The organism is Micromonospora sp. WMMD714, assembly GCF_029581315.1.
In the GTDB taxonomy this organism is placed as follows: domain Bacteria; phylum Actinomycetota; class Actinomycetes; order Mycobacteriales; family Micromonosporaceae; genus Micromonospora; species Micromonospora rifamycinica.
On record NZ_CP120744.1, the window covers coordinates 6,671,291 to 6,685,767 of the forward strand.

Annotated in this window: 10 protein-coding genes; 4 read left to right on the plus strand and 6 right to left on the minus strand. The window is 74.3% G+C overall.

From position 1 onward, the window contains the following. Window positions 1–195: 195 nt before the first annotated feature. Window positions 196–666: an Rrf2 family transcriptional regulator gene (locus tag O7625_RS28320; RefSeq protein ID WP_067303978.1), complete on the minus strand. Its 471-nt coding sequence runs from the start codon at window positions 664–666 to the stop codon at window positions 196–198. Window positions 667–891: 225 nt separating this feature from the next. On the opposite strand from O7625_RS28320, the gene O7625_RS28325 reads away from it, so the two are divergent. Beyond that, window positions 892–2,478, plus strand: coding sequence for a serine/threonine protein kinase (locus tag O7625_RS28325; protein WP_282342872.1), 1,587 nt, complete (start codon window positions 892–894; stop codon window positions 2,476–2,478). A 30-nt stretch (window positions 2,479–2,508) separates the two neighbouring features. Next, window positions 2,509–4,275, plus strand: a complete 1,767-nt coding sequence (locus tag O7625_RS28330; RefSeq protein WP_282342873.1) for an extracellular solute-binding protein — start codon at window positions 2,509–2,511, stop codon at window positions 4,273–4,275. 113 nt (window positions 4,276–4,388) lie between these two features. Here O7625_RS28330 and O7625_RS28335 read toward each other — a convergent pair whose 3' ends face one another. The 3 genes from O7625_RS28335 to O7625_RS28345 all read right to left on the minus strand — a co-directional run bounded on the left by O7625_RS28335 (window position 4,389) and on the right by O7625_RS28345 (window position 7,414). Next, window positions 4,389–5,273 carry an acyl-CoA thioesterase II gene (locus tag O7625_RS28335; RefSeq protein ID WP_067303970.1) on the minus strand — a complete coding sequence of 295 codons (885 nt, stop codon included), beginning with the start codon at window positions 5,271–5,273 and terminating at the stop codon, window positions 4,389–4,391. A 66-nt stretch (window positions 5,274–5,339) separates the two neighbouring features. Beyond that, window positions 5,340–6,788, minus strand: a complete 1,449-nt coding sequence (gene pyk, locus O7625_RS28340; protein ID WP_282342878.1) for a pyruvate kinase — start codon at window positions 6,786–6,788, stop codon at window positions 5,340–5,342. A gap of 260 nt (window positions 6,789–7,048) precedes the next feature. After that, on the minus strand, window positions 7,049–7,414 hold the full coding sequence (locus O7625_RS28345) for a YciI family protein (RefSeq protein WP_067303965.1): 366 nt from the start codon (window positions 7,412–7,414) through the stop codon (window positions 7,049–7,051). Window positions 7,415–7,784: 370 nt separating this feature from the next. Between O7625_RS28345 and O7625_RS28350 the strand changes: the two genes are divergently transcribed. Beyond that, window positions 7,785–9,908, plus strand: a complete 2,124-nt coding sequence (locus O7625_RS28350; RefSeq protein ID WP_282342885.1) for a GAF domain-containing SpoIIE family protein phosphatase — start codon at window positions 7,785–7,787, stop codon at window positions 9,906–9,908. Window positions 9,909–10,024: 116 nt separating this feature from the next. Continuing rightward, window positions 10,025–10,891 carry an aldo/keto reductase gene (locus O7625_RS28355; protein ID WP_282342887.1) on the plus strand — a complete coding sequence of 289 codons (867 nt, stop codon included), beginning with the start codon at window positions 10,025–10,027 and terminating at the stop codon, window positions 10,889–10,891. A 453-nt stretch (window positions 10,892–11,344) separates the two neighbouring features. Here the strand turns inward: O7625_RS28355 and O7625_RS28360 are convergent, their stop codons facing one another. Together O7625_RS28360 and O7625_RS28365 are read right to left on the minus strand one after the other, a co-directional pair. Next, entirely contained in the window at window positions 11,345–11,803 is a 459-nt protein-coding gene (locus O7625_RS28360; RefSeq protein WP_282342889.1) for a hypothetical protein, read from the minus strand. Window positions 11,804–11,853: 50 nt separating this feature from the next. Beyond that, entirely contained in the window at window positions 11,854–14,151 is a 2,298-nt protein-coding gene (locus O7625_RS28365) for a M48 family metalloprotease (RefSeq protein WP_282347121.1), read from the minus strand. Between the last annotated feature and the right edge of the window lie 326 nt (window positions 14,152–14,477).

Genomic DNA, 14,477 nt, shown 5'->3' on the forward strand with positions numbered 1-14,477 from the left:
GGACGATTCCGGACGCTCAGCTCCCAGCGCGCGGGACGCCACCCGCCGCGCACCACTGCGCGCGCGGGACGATTCCCGGCCGTCAGCTCCCGACCGCCGGCTCCAGGCGCGCGGGGTGACTCCCGACCGTCAGCTCCAAGCGCGCGGGGTGGCTCCCGCCCGTCAACTTCCGACGCGCGGGGTGGCTCCCGGCGCTCAGCTCCAGGCGCGCGGGTCGGCGGCCAGCTCGTTGATCCGCCCCGGCAGCACTCCGGCCGCCACGTCGGCGACGCTGACCTGCTCCAGGATCTCCCGCTCACTGGCCCGCAGCGCGATCCAGACGTCCTGCAACGCCCGGGCCGCGCCGTGGTAGCCGAGCTGCTCGGGGCGCTGCCCGCGGACGTGCGCCAGCGGACCGTCGATCACCCGGATCACCTCGGCCAGGGAGATCTCCGCCGCCGGCCTGGCCAGCCAGTAGCCACCCTCCGGGCCGCGCTGGGCGTGCACGACGCCACCCCGACGCAGCTGGAGCAGGATGCTCTCCAGGAACTTCGGCGGAATGTCCTGGGAGCGGGCGATCTGCTCGGCGGTGACGGGCCGCGACCGGCCGTCCTCCGCGCCGTCGGCCACCGAGGCCAGCTCGGCGGCCGCACGGAGGGCATAGTCGACCCGAGCGGAGAGACGCATGGCCGCAAGGTTAGTCGCCGAACCGGCCGGCCGGGTCGCCACCCTCCACCGAACGGCCGAACGGCCGAGCGGCGTCGCGGACGACCGCCGCGCACCCTCCCCGCCGACGGCCGGCGGTGCCAACGGTGGCACGGACGTGGCACCATACCCCTGTCGTCCGGCAGGGTCGCCGATCCACGACGCACCAGCGCACCGGAGCACCGGCCGATAGGGGCAGCGACAGCGATGCCGGACGTGACACCGCTGACCACGCGGGATCCGCGCCAGGCCGGCCCGTACGAGCTGGTCGGCCGGCTCGGCGCGGGCGGGCAGGGTGTGGTCTACCTGGGCCGGGACGACCACGGCCGATGGGTCGCCGTCAAGGTCATCAACGTGGACCTGCGCCAGCACCCGAAGGCGAAGTCCCAGTTCGCCAAGGAGATCGCCGCCGCCCGCCGGGTCGCGCCGTTCTGCACCGCGCAGATCCTCTTCGCCGACGTGGACGGTGAGCTGCCGTACGTGGTCAGCGAGTTCATCGAGGGCGTCACCCTGCAACGGCACGTCCGCGAGCAGGGTCCGATCAGCGGCAACGCGCTGCACCGGCTGGCCGTGGGCACCGCCACCGCGCTGGCCGCGATCCACCAGTCCGACGTGGTGCACTGCGACCTGAAGCCGGACAACGTGATCCTCGGGGCGGACGGCCCGCGCGTGATCGACTTCGGTATCGCCCGCGCGCTCGACGTCACCGAGACGATGACCGACCGCATCATGGGCACCGCCCCCTACATGGCCCCGGAACGGTTCCGGGACGACGAGGTCGGCCCGGCCAGCGACGTGTTCGCCTGGGCGGGGACGATCGCCTTCGCCGCGGGCGGACAGCCCCCCTTCCGCACCGGTCCGGTCGCGGCGGTGATGCACCGGGTTATGCACGACCCGCCGGAGCTGACCGGGCTCTCCGGTCCGCTGGCCGTCCTGATCGGACAGTGTCTGGACAAGGACCACCGGGCCCGGCCGACCGCCCAGGAGGTGCTGCTCCGCCTGCTCGGCCGGGACACCCACCCGGGCACCGCCGTGCCGTTGCAGTCGGTGCTCCGGGCCGGCACCGACGCGGCCGCCACCCAGCAGCTGCCCCGTACCCTGTCCACCGTCGCGCCGGTTTCCCCGCCGGTCACCCCGGCCGCACCGGACGGCCCGGTCCCGATGGCGGTCGACCCGTGGCCGACCATGTCGACAGTCCTCCCGGCACCATCCGCCCCGACCGGCCCGGCGACGACCCCACCAGCGACCGCCTGGCCCACCCCTACCCCACCGGCGCAGGCCTGGACCGCCTCGACCCCACCGGCGACGCACCGGACCGGCCCGGCCGAGCCGGCGACGGCCTCGACCGGCACGACCCCACCGGCGACCGCCTGGACCGGACCGACCCCACCGGCGCAGGCCTGGACCGGCCCGGCCGAGCCGGCGACACCGCCCGGCGGGCGGGCGGCCGTCCCCGGCCCGGGTCGGACGACCACGGACCGACCGACCACGGACCGACCGGCCCCGGCCGCCACCCCGCCGGCCGGGCGGGACGGCTTCGGGCGGCGGCTGCGCCAGCAGTGGACCGACCCGTGGGGGGTGTCGACCGCCATCTTCCTCGGCTCGCTGGGCAGCGCCGCCGGGTACGTCGCCACGACGGCCGTGGGCACCGCCACCGCCGTCGGCTCCGTCACCCTCGTCGTGGTCTACGGTGTCCGTCTGCTGGTCGCCGCCGCGCTCACCCCGTCCGTCGCAGAGCCCGGACGGTCGGAGCCCACCGGGGCGGGCGGGCCGGCACCCCGTACCGACGCCTGACCCACGCCGCACGAACCCCTGGAGGAGCCGATGGCCACCGGTGAGCGTCCCGCCCGGTCATGGCTGCCGTACACGGCCGCCGTCGTCGCGGGGTTCGCGGTGATCGCCGCGGCCTACCTGTACGTCCGGCCCGACCCCGGCACCGACCGGGCCGGCTGCGTACCGCTGGAGGTCAGCTCCTCCACCGAGAAGAGCACGCTGGTCGCCCAGCTCGCCGACCGCTACAACGCCGCCGGCCGGCGCTTCGGCGGGCGGTGCGCGCAGGTGACCGTGCACGGCCTCAACTCGGGCGAGGCGATGGAGGCACTGGCCGGCGGGTGGTCGCTCACCCAGCCGCAGGTCGCCGAGCCACAGGTGTGGCTGCCCACCTCGTCGCTGTGGACCGGGCAGCTACGCCTGCTGGACTCGGCGGCGGGCCGCCCGGCGCAGACCCCCGGACAGCACCCGTCGATCGCCAACAGTCCCCTGGTCATCGCCATGCCCAGGGACAAGGGTGAGCTGGTGCAGCAGCGCGGCCCGCTCGGCTGGGCCGACATCCTCGGCCTGTCCGGCGACACCGGCTGGGCGGCGTTCGGCAAACCCGAGTGGGGCCGGTTCACCTTCGGCAAGGACAACCCGCACCTGTCCACCTCGGGCCTGGCCGCCACCATCGCCACCTACTACGCGGCGGTCAACCGGGCCAGCGACCTGACCAGCGAGGATCTCGCCCAGCCCGCGGTGACCCAGTTCGTCCGGCGGATCGAGGCGAACGTCTCGCACTACAGCGACGACTCGGTGGACCTGCTGCGCAGCCTGGCCGAGGCCGACGCCGCCGCCACCGGGGACGCCCCGGCGACCGACATGAGCGCGATCGTCCTCCAGGAGGAGCTGGTCTACCTCTACAACCAGGGGCAGCTCAGCCCGACCGGCAGCAAGCCCCGGGTACCGCTGGTGGCGGTGCACCCGAAGGAGGGCACCTTCAACCTGGACCACCCGTACGTGGTGCTCCCCTCGGCCGACCCGGCGCAGCGGGAGGCCGCCGAGGACTTCCTCGGCTTCCTCCGCGAGGGTCCGCAGCAGCGCAGCTTCGCCGCCCTGGGGTTCCGGGACGACGAGCGCCGGCCCGCCGAGTCGCTGCTGGCCACGGTGGCCGGGCCGGGCGGCGACCGGCTCACCTACTTCGACCCGCCCACCCCGGAGGTGGTCGGCGCGATCCTCGGCGGGTGGGACACCCTGCGCAAGAAGGCGAACATCCTGCTCGCCGTGGACACCTCCGGCTCGATGAAGGCCAGCGTCGGCGACCAGACCCGGTTCCAGGCGGCGACCGACGCGGCGAGCAAGGCGATCGGGCTGCTGAACTCCGCCGACCAGGTGGCGCTCTGGTCGTTCTCCAGCGAGACCCCGCAACGGACGAAGCGGCCCTACAGCGAGGAGGTCCGGCTCGCGCCACTGAACCGGGACGGGTTCAACCGCAAGCTGACCGGCCTGCGCATCGGCGGGAACACCGCGTTGTACGCGACGGTCCGCGCGGCCCACCGCAGCATGCTCGACAGCTACGACCCGAAGCGGATCAACGCGGTGGTGGTGCTCACCGACGGCAAGAACGAGTACCAGAAGGACAGCGACCTGGACCGGCTGCTCCGGGACATCGCGCTGGACCCGAAGAAGCCGGTCAAGGTCTTCTGCGTGGCCTTCGACCAGGACTCGGACCTGGCCGCCCTGGACCGGATCGCCAAGGCGTCGGCCGGCAAGGCGTTCGACGCGAAGGACCCGGCCACCATCGACGACGCCCTGGTCAAGGTGGTCAGCAGCTTCTGACCACGCCCCGGCCACCGGACGGGCCGAGGCCGACCGACGGCCGGGAGGTCGGCGGGGTCGGGAGCGACCGTCAGCCGCGGCCGGCGGGGCCGCGCCGGCCGGGAGGCGGTCGGTCAGTCGCCGACGCGCCGGAGCAGGCCCTCCTGGACGGCACTGGCGATGTGCCGGCCGTCGGCGGTGAACATCCGGCCGGTGGCCAGGCCCCGCGCGCCGGACGCCGACGGGCTCCAGCAGTCGTAGAGGAACCACTCGTCGGCGCGGAACGACCGGTGGAACCACAGCGCGTGGTCCAGGCTCGCCCCGTCCAGGCCGCCCGGCCCCCAGACCTCGCCGTGCACCGACAGGACCGAATCCAGCAGGGTCAGGTCGGAGGCGTAGGTGAGGGCGCAGGCGTGCAGCAGCGGATCGTCGGGCAGCTTGCCGTCGATACGCATCCAGACCCGCTGGTGGGGGTCGGCCGGGCGGTCACCCGGACGCACCCAGCCCGGTTCGCCGACGTAGCGGACGTCGATCGGGCGGGGGATCTGCCCCCAGATGCCGAGCCGTTCCGGGTAGCGGGCCAGCCGGTCGGACATGGTCGGCACGTCGTCCGGGCCGGGCACGTCCGGCGGGGTGGGGGCCTGGTGTTCCAGGGCCTGTTCCTGCCGCTGGAACGAGGCCGACATGAAGAAGATCGGCTTGTCGTGCTGCACCGCCACCGACCGGCGCACCGAGAAGGAGCGCCCGTCCCGGACGTTCTCCACCTGGTAGTCGATCGGCTCGGCCGGATCGCCGGGGCGGACGAAGTAGCCGTGCAAGGAGTGCACGAACCGCTCCGGGTCAACGGTGCGCCCGGCGGCGACCAGTGCCTGGCCGGCGACCTGCCCTCCGAACACCCGCTGCGGACCGACCCGGGGGCTCATCCCCCGGAAGGTCATCTCGCCGGTGTGATCGAGGTCGAGGACCTCGAGGAGCTGGTCGACCGCGGCCTGGCCGGTCACCGCCGGACGCCCGTTCACCGCGCTGTCCCGGTCCGCCGCACCATCGTGCTCACCGGCCGGGCACTGTCAGCCGTGCCGGGGTGCTCACTGGAGTGCCCGGGCGGAGGCGGCGTCGACCAGGGAGCCGAGCTGGTGCACGCGCAGCGTGTTGGTGGAGCCCGGGGTGCCGGGCGGGCTGCCCGCGACGATCACCACGTAGTCGCCGGGGGTCGCCTGGTTGAGGCCGAGCAGCGCCTGGTCGACCTGCCGGAACATGTCGTCGGTGTGCTGCACGAACGGCATCAGGAAGGTCTCCACGCCCCAGCAGAGCGCGAGCTGGCTGCGCACCTCGGGGACCGGCGTGAAGGCCAGCAGCGGCAGGTCGCAGTGCAGCCGGCTGAGCCGCTTGACGGTGTCGCCGGTCTGCGAGAAGGCCACCAGCGCCTTCGCCCCGATGGCGCGGGCGATCGAGGAGGCGGCCACGGTGAGCGCGCCGCCGTGGGTGCGCGGGTCGTGCTGGAGCCGGGGCACCCCGATCGAGCCGGCCTCGGTGGTCGTGATGATCTTGGCCATGGTGCTGACGGTGAGCACCGGGTACTTGCCGACGCTGGTCTCGCCGGAGAGCATCACCGCGTCCGCGCCGTCGAGCACCGCGTTGGCCACGTCGGAGGCCTCGGCCCGGGTCGGCCGGGAATTCTCGATCATGGAGTCGAGCATCTGGGTGGCCACGATGACCGGCTTGGCGTTCTCCCGGCAGAGCTGCACGGCCCGCTTCTGCACCAGGGGCACCTGGTCGAGCGGCATCTCGACGCCGAGGTCGCCCCGGGCCACCATGACGCCGTCGAAGGCGAGCACGATCGCCTCCAGGTGGTCGACCGCCTCGGGCTTCTCGACCTTGGCCAGCACCGGACGGCGCACGCCCTCCTCGTCCATGATGCCGTGGACGAGCTTGATGTCCTCCGCGGTGCGGACGAAGGAGAGCGCGATCAGGTCGACACCCAGGCCGAGCGCGAAGCGCAGGTCCTCGGCGTCCTTGTCCGACATCGCCGGGACGCTGACCGCCACGTTCGGCAGCGAGACGCCCTTGTTGTTGGAGACCGGGCCGCCCTCGGTGACCAGGCACCGGATGTCGTTGCCGGTGACGTCGCTGACCTCGACGGCGACCCGGCCGTCGTCGATCAGCAGCCGGTCGCCCGGCTTCACCTCCTGGGGCAGCTTGCGGTAGGTGCAGGAGACCCGGTCCTTGGTGCCGAGGATGTCGTCACCGGTGATCACCACCGAGTCGCCGGTACGCCACTCGTGCGGCCCGTCGGCGAACTTGCCGAGCCGGATCTTGGGGCCCTGGAGGTCGGCCAGGATGGCGACCGGCACGCCGACCGCCTCGGCTGCTTCGCGGACCATCCGGTACACCGACTCGTGGTCGGCGTGACTACCGTGGCTGAAGTTCAGCCTGGCCACGTTCATGCCCGCCTCGATCAGCCCCCGGAGCCGCTCCGGGGACGAGGTGGCAGGGCCAAGAGTGCAGACGATCTTCGCGCGGCGTGTCACGCCCATCAGGCTAGTCTCTCCTCCGGGTCGACCTGCGGGCCGACCCCTTGCGGACTGAGGAACAGGGGTCCGACGACGCGCGGGGTGGGCGCGTGGCCGGCGGGACACGGGCCACGCCGGGGCCGTCGGAGCGGCGCGGGCATCGGCGACCGCGCGCCGGGAATCGTACCGCCCGGGGGCCATCGTCGTCCGCGCGCTCCCGGGCGCGGCCGCCCCGGCACCGGCCCGATCGGCGGCCACCGCCCGACACAGGTCCGCACGGACCGCTAACTGTCGGTCTTGACCAGCGGGAACTCCAGCGAGCCGGCCGGGCACAGGAAGGTCAGCACGTCGACCGTGTAGAGCCCGGCCTGTACCGCCGGGTCGGCCTCCATCACGCTGCGTACGTCGTCGACCGATCCGGTGCGGGCCAGGCCGATGCCGATCGGCGGGGCGGGCTCCCGGGCCGGACCGTCGATCGACCCGGCCACCAGCACCAGGCCCCGCCGTTGCAGCGCCCGCATGTGCGCGGTGTGTTCGGCCTGGAGCCGCTGCACGGTCTCCGGCGGCAGCACCCGACCGGCCGGACCGGGATAGAGCACGATGCACTCGTACGTGTCGAGCGCGAAGTCCAGCTGCGGCGTACCCGTCATGGCTCCCCCTGCGCGTCGGCGCCCCACCGCGCCGGTCGTCGACCCGCCCGGGGCGACGTGGCGGCGCCGGACCCGCCGCGCTGCCGCGGACCGCCGTGCTCCCCCGGACCCGGCCAGCGTCCCACGAGCCGGCCGCCCCCGGCGGGTGGTCGGGGCAACTGCCCTGGGTGCCCGTCGGTACGCCGACCGGCGACCCGGACCGCAACCGGCCCGGAGCGGGCCGACCGGCGGGGTGAACGTACCGGGGCCGGCGGGCGCGACGACGAGCTCCGGCGGCCCGACCCGGGGATCGACCAGCGTGGGCGTCGGCGGACGCTGGTACGGTCCGATTGATGGGGAAGGGCTCGATCCGCAGAGCGGAGGTCCCGACATGACTCGCTCCGCCACCGTCGACCCCCGGCCGCCGGACGACACCCGCTGGCGGGAACTCCTCTCCTGTGGCGGTCGGGCCGGCCGGCGAATCGTCGGGCACGACTGGGCGGCCACCCCGCTCGGGCCGTTGGACTCCTGGCCGCAGAGCCTGCGCACCGCCCTGACCATCTGCCTGCACACCCCGACCCCGGCGGCGGTCTGGTGGGGTCCGGAACTCGTGCTGCTGCCCAACGACGGGTACCTGGCGCTGTTCGACCCGGCCGGGCGGGAGTCGCCGGGGCGGCCGGGCACGGCGGTCTGGCCGGACGCCGTACCCGCGCTGACCGAGGTGCTGACCGCCGCCCGGGTCACCTGCCGGCACGAACGTGACGTCGACGCCGGTACGGGTCGACGCCGGCTGGTCTGCTCGTCGGGGCCGATCGTCGACGCGCTCGGCCGCCCCGGCGGGGTCTTCACCACGGTCACCGACACCCCGGCGGCGGACGTCCCCGCGCAGCGGGCCGGCGACCGGCGGCGGGCGCTGCGGCAGGCCGAGGGGCTGGCCCGGCTCGCCGGGGCGCTCAGCGCCGCCGGGAACCGGGCGGCGGTGACGGAAGTGGTCACCACGGTCACCCCGGCGCTGGTCGGCGCGGCCGAGGTCCGGGTCGCGGTGGCCACGGCAGGCGCGCTGGACCTGACGGTGGTCGGTGGCGACGGGCCGTCCCGGCTGGCGGTCGCCGACGACGAGCCGCTGGCCCGGGTGGTCCGCGAGGAGACGCCCGTGCCGCTGCCCGACGGGGTCTGCCTGCCGTTGCGCGACGGTGGCGGGGCGGTGCTCGGCGCGCTCGAGGTGCGGTGGTCCGGGCCGGTCGCCGACGAGGAGGCCCGCCGCACCCTGCTCGACGCGGTGGCGGGGTTGTGCAGCCAGGCGTTGCGGCGGGCCGAGCTGACCGGTTCGGCGCGGGCGATGGCGGAGTTCGCCGCCCGGCTCAGCGTCACCCGGTCGACCGCCGAGGCGATCGAGGTGATCCTGGACGCCGCGCCGATGGCGCTCGGCGCGGCCCTGCCCGGCCTGGCGATGCGGGACGAGGGCCGGCGGCTGCGGCTGTGGCACGGTGAGCTGCCGAGCGGGCTGGTCGCCACCTTCGACGACCTGACCATCGACGATCCGCGGCCGATCGCCCGCGCGCTGCGCACCGGTGAGCGGATCATCCTGCGCAACCGGGCCGAGTTCGCCGCCCGCCATCCCGGCCTGCCGGACCCGGCCGGGGAGTACGGCATGGTGACCACGGTGGCGTTGCCGTTGCTGGACGCCTCCCGGCGACCCATCGCCGCGCTGGGCTTCGGCTGGCCCCGGGAACGGCCGCTGCACGACGACGACCTGGCGTTGCTGGACACCATCGCCGACCTGTGCGAGCAGACCCTGGAACGGGTCCGGCTGGCCGCCGCCGAGCACAACCTGGTGACCCGGCTGGCGGGTCGGCTGCGGGCCTCGGACACGGTCGGCTCCCCCGGCCTGGAGCTGGCCACCCGCTACCAGCCGGCGATGAGCGGCCTGCACCTGGGCGGGGACTGGTACGACCTGGTGGACCTCGACGAGGGCCGGCTGGCCGTGGTGGTCGGCGACGTGGTGGGTCACCAGGTCGAGGCGGCGGCCGACATGGCCCAGCTCCGGACGGTGGTGAACACCCTGATCCGGTCCGGGGTGCCGCTGGCCGAGGTGTTCCCCCGGCTGACCGGCCTGCTCGGGGCCGGGTTCCTCGGCACCTGCCTGGCGATGGTCGTCGACCCGGTCGCCGGGGTGGCGCAGGTCGCCCGGGTGGGGCACCCCCATCCGGTGCTGCTGCGGCCGGGGCAGCCGCCGGAGACGGTCTGGACGGGGCACTCGCTGCCGCTGGGGCTGGTCCGCGACCCGGTGCCGGTGACCACCGTGGCGTTCGGCCCGGGTGACCTGCTGGTGGCGTACACCGACGGGCTGGTGGAGCGGCGCGACCAGGCGTACGAGGCCGGGGTGGCGGCGTTGCACGAGGTGATCGTGCCGGTGCGCGACCAGCCGGTGGAGGTCATCGCGGACACCATCCTGAGCAAGCTCTCCGGCTCCGACGACGACCAGGCGTTGGTGGTCATCCGGCACGCGGGGTGAGGTGTCGGTGCCCACATCGGTCCCGTGGGTGTTCCCGACGGCGATCTTCGGGAAAGCCAGGGAAGCGGTGGCTAGATTTGCCGCTGACGACAACGCACAGGATCGGGGTAAGACTCATGGGTTCCAGCGCACAGCCCGCGAAGGCGTCCGGCACCTACCGGATCGGGGGCGACCTCCAGGTGGACCGGCTCGGCTACGGGGCCATGCAGATCACCGGGCCGGGGGTATGGGGTGACCCGAAGGACCCGGCCGAGGCGGTCCGGGTGCTGCGCCGGGCGTACGAGCTGGGGGTCACGTTCATCGACACCGCCGACTCGTACGGGCCGTTCGTCTCGGAGCTGCTGATCAGGGAAGCGCTGCACCCGTACGCCGACGATCTGGTCATCGCGACGAAGGCCGGCCTGACCCGCTCCGGGCCGGGCGACTGGCGGCCGGTGGGGCGGCCGGAGTACCTGCGCCAGCAGTGCGAACTGAGCCTGCGGCACCTGGGTCTGGAGTCGATCGGCCTCTACCAGCTGCACCGGATCGACGCGAAGGTGCCGCTGGAGGACCAGCTCGGCGAGCTGGCCCTGCTCCAGCAGGAGGGCAAGATCCGGCACATCGGGCTCTCCGAGGTGACCGTCGAGCAGATCGAGGCGGCCCGGCGGATCACCCCGATCGTGTCGGTGCAGAACCTCTACAACCTGGCCGACCGCAGCGCCGAGGACGTCCTGGAGTACTGCGAGCGCAACGACCTGGCGTTCATCCCGTGGTTCCCGATCGCCACCGGCAACCTGGCCAAGCCGGGCGGCCCGCTGGACGCCATCGCCACCGACCACGAGGCGACGCCCGCCCAGCTCGCGCTCGCCTGGCTGCTGCGCCGCTCGCCGGTCATGCTCCCCATCCCGGGTACGTCCTCGGTCGGTCACCTGGAGGAGAACGTGGCCGCCGCGCAGGTCCAGCTCACCGACGCGGAGTACGAGGCGCTGGCCAAGGCCGCCTGACCGGACGCGACCCCGGCCGCTGGCAAGGAACGACGGTGGGCGGTGGCGGCGCGTTTTCGCGTCGGCGTGTCGCGCCGGACCACCATGTGCCGAGCAGCTCTCATGCCTGTCAGGCATAAATATGCCTGACAGGCATGAGGACTTTCCGGTAGACCATGCCCCGGCCCAGGTTCACGGCGCGCAGCCCCCGCTTCGCCGCCTCCGGTCGGATCGTCGCCGAGGACGCCGGGTGGGCCGGGATCGCCGCCGTGGCGTCGGTGAGCGCCTGACCGGCCATCGGGGGGCGTGGCGCCGTCGACACCAGGCCCGGGTCGCCGGCCATCCGCAGCGGGCACGACGGAACCGGCAGCGCCCCGGCCCTCGGCGTCCCCCGCCCGCTCCTGCCGGTCCAGCGCCCGCTGCTCCTGACCTGGACCCAGCTCCCGCTGCGCCCCGATCGGGGTCCAGCACCCGCTACCCCTGGCCCGGACCCAGCTCCCGCTGCGCCCGATCAGGGTCCAGCACCCGCTGCGCCTGGCCCGGGTCCAGCGCCCGGCCCGGGTCCAGCGCCCGTCGCCCCTGGTCCAGCGCCCGCTGCGCCTGGTCCAGCAGCTTCGTCGGGTCGGTCCGACCGCTGACCTGTAGCTCCACCTCGGAGTCGCCGACCTGCAACCGGATGCTCACCTCGGTACGCTGCTGGTCCACCCAGCTCTGCACCAGGTTGAACAGTCCGGGCAGCAGCCCCTGGGCGACCACCGCGATGATCACCGCGTCGCTGAAGCCGGCCCGACCGCCACCCTGCCCCGCGTCGCGCACCACGGCGCGGTACCTCGGGTCACGGTGCAGCCAGGTCAGCAGCGGCGTCCGCTGCGGGCCGGCGGCGCGCGGGGCCAGCACCAGCCGGGCCGGCGCGTCGGAGCGGGGGGCGGTCATCTCGGTCTCCGTTTCGGTGGTCGCCTGCGGGGTGGTCCTCGCCGGACGGCTCAGTCGTCGCCGGGCTTGAAGGTCAGCTTGCCGTCGACCACCGACAGCACGCCGCTGACCCCGAACCTCTCGTTCTCGGTGAACGGGGTCGTCCCGAAGTAGCCGACGGTGCTGCCGGTCGCCCGCGCCGACCCCTGCGCCTCGTAGGCGGTGGAGACCCGGGCGGTGGTCGGGCCGGTCAGGGTCAGCTCGATCGTCGGGTACTCGGTGATCTTCCAGGAGATCTTCTTCACCGTCGTACCGCCGGTGTAGTAGCGCAGCGGGCAGCCCGGCGGCGCGGCCACCGCCTGGGCCGCGCAGGCGTCCAGGTAGGACCGCACGCTCTGCTCCGCCGCCGCCTGCGCCTCGGGTCGCAGCATGGGCGTCAGCTCCGCGCCGCTCACGCTCTGCTGCCCGGGTACGACGTAGACCTCCCGCGAGGCCGTCTCGCTGAGCACGTTGCTCTCCCCCGCCACCGTGTACGCCCCGGGCAGCAGCGGCACCGCCACCTGCTCGTCGCCGGTGGGTGCGGGCACCCCGTTGACGGTCAGCGGGGCCGGGCCGCCGGGCAGGCTCAGGGTCGCCGGGGCGGCGTCGATCCGCCAGCGGTGGAACAGCCCGAGCACGGCCGAGTCGTCGCGGCGCAACGGCAGTTCGGCGGTCAGCTTCTGCCCGCCGAGGGTGTACGCGACCGTGGCGACCGCCTCGTCGCCGTCGCGCTCCACCCCGGTCACGGACACCGCGGCGGGCGGCTGGTAGCCCTTGGCCGACACCATCCGGGCGAGCTGCCCGCCGTCGCCCACCGTGGCCCGCGCCTCGGGGGTGAGCAGGGCGAGCGCGTCCTCGCCGTCGTGGTCGTCGAGGGCCGCGAAGTAGTCGCTCACGACCGCCTGCGGGCGGAAGAACGCCCACTGGGCCGCCGTCAACCCACCGCCCAGGCAGCTCACCAGCACCAGCGCCCCGACCAGCAGCAGCGCCCGGCGGGAGCCGATCGCCGTCGTCGGCGGAGCGCCGAACAGCCCGTCGAGGCCGCGCGCGGTGGCCACCGGGTCGGTGGCCGGGTCCGGGGCGGGCCGGTCCAGCCGGTCCAGGCGCAGCTCGGACGGCGGGTGGGTGGCGCAGACCGCCTCGTCCCAACCGCTGCGGCCGGTCTCGAAGGAGCGCCGTCGCTCCAGCATGGCGCGCATCCCCTCCCGGTGCCCGGCGAGCACCGCACCGGCGTCGGCCCGGTACTCGGCGGCCCGGACGTCGCGGCGGTGGCAGGGCAGCACGAGGTAGCGCATGGTGAGCAGCACCGGCCAGAAGAACAGGAACACCACGAAGTCGGTGGCCGGGTGCGGGAAGCGGCGCATCAGCCAGGCCGGCAGCGCGTGCACCAGCACCAGCGGCAGGCCGACGCCCCGGATGAACGCGCTGGTCACCTCGTCGCCCGTCCGCCAGTGCACGAGTTCGTGGCTGAGCAGCGCGGCGATCTCCTCGTCGGTGCAGTCCAGCACGGCGGTGCTCACCACCACGTGCCGGGCGTACGCGCGGGCGTTGGTGAGCACCGGGTCGTCCTCGATCAGCAGCCGGGGTTCACCGGGCAGGCCGAGCCGGGCCGCGCAGTCGGTCAGCAGCGGACGCAACCGTTCCGCCTCGCGGCGACTGAGCGGACGTGCGCCGGAGACACCCAGCAGCCACGGTTCCAGCAGCACCCGCCCGACGGTGTAGAGCACCCCCACCAGGCCGGCGGCCACCACCATTCCGGCCAGCCCGGTGAACAGGTTCGCCGGCTCGTCGAAGGCGTTGCGCCAGGGCAGCACCAGCACGACCAGGAAACCGGCGAGCGCGCCCACCACGAATCCGGCGAATCCGCCGACCACCCCGCCGGAGCGCGTCACGAAGGCGTCCAGCAGCGGCCCGACCAGTGGCGCGTCCCGCAGCAGCTCGGGCACCGCCTCCTCGGACTGGGTGCCCCCGGCGATCAGCCCGTAGAGGCCGAGGGCGAGGCCGCACCAGAGGGCCGACACCAGCGCCAACGGCACGTACAGCCAGGTGGCCAGGAACGAGCCGAGCACCCCCCGCCAGTCACGCACGATGCCGGCCCGCAGCCAGACCAGGGCGCTGGGATAGCCGGGCGGCCGATGGGCGAACCGGTCACCGGCGTCGTCGGCGGGCGACGCGGTGGGTGGCGCGGCGGGCGACGCGGTGGGTGGCGCGGCGGGCGACGCGGTGGGTGGCGCGGCGGGCGATGCGGCGGCCGGCGCGGCCGGGGTCTCGGTCCGGGTTTGCGCCGGGGCGGGATCGGCCCCGCTGCTGAACTGCGGGGCGCTGTCCATGTCGGACACGTCGGGGCTCCTCGACTACAGCGTCTCCTGCCGATCGGCAGGACGATTCCGGGGACACGGCGAAACGACCCATGAACAGGGTGGGACGATTCCACGAACACGGTGGTCCGTCACGGCCGTGGGAGGCAGCACATTACTCGTTGCGAATGCGGCCGGCGATTCACATTCGCCCGCTCGACCGGCGTGCCGGCCCATTGTCGGATATCCGTCCGAGCGCGCCGGTGCCCACCGGATCCGACAACGGCGAGCCGGCGGATCCGACAGCGGCAAGGAGCACGGCGACGCGGCGGGGCAGCGAGCGGTAAGGACCGGCGAGC

Coding starts and splice junctions, on each gene's coding strand:
- O7625_RS28320 (WP_067303978.1), bottom strand. CDS start 666: ATGCGTCTCTCCGCTCGGGTCGACTATGCCCTCCGTGCGGCCGCCGAG.
- O7625_RS28325 (WP_282342872.1), top strand. CDS start 892: ATGCCGGACGTGACACCGCTGACCACGCGGGATCCGCGCCAGGCCGGC.
- O7625_RS28330 (WP_282342873.1), top strand. CDS start 2,509: ATGGCCACCGGTGAGCGTCCCGCCCGGTCATGGCTGCCGTACACGGCC.
- pyk (WP_282342878.1), bottom strand. CDS start 6,788: ATGGGCGTGACACGCCGCGCGAAGATCGTCTGCACTCTTGGCCCTGCC.
- O7625_RS28345 (WP_067303965.1), bottom strand. CDS start 7,414: ATGACGGGTACGCCGCAGCTGGACTTCGCGCTCGACACGTACGAGTGC.
- O7625_RS28350 (WP_282342885.1), top strand. CDS start 7,785: ATGACTCGCTCCGCCACCGTCGACCCCCGGCCGCCGGACGACACCCGC.
- O7625_RS28355 (WP_282342887.1), top strand. CDS start 10,025: ATGGGTTCCAGCGCACAGCCCGCGAAGGCGTCCGGCACCTACCGGATC.
- O7625_RS28360 (WP_282342889.1), bottom strand. CDS start 11,803: ATGACCGCCCCCCGCTCCGACGCGCCGGCCCGGCTGGTGCTGGCCCCG.
- O7625_RS28365 (WP_282347121.1), bottom strand. CDS start 14,151: ATGGACAGCGCCCCGCAGTTCAGCAGCGGGGCCGATCCCGCCCCGGCG.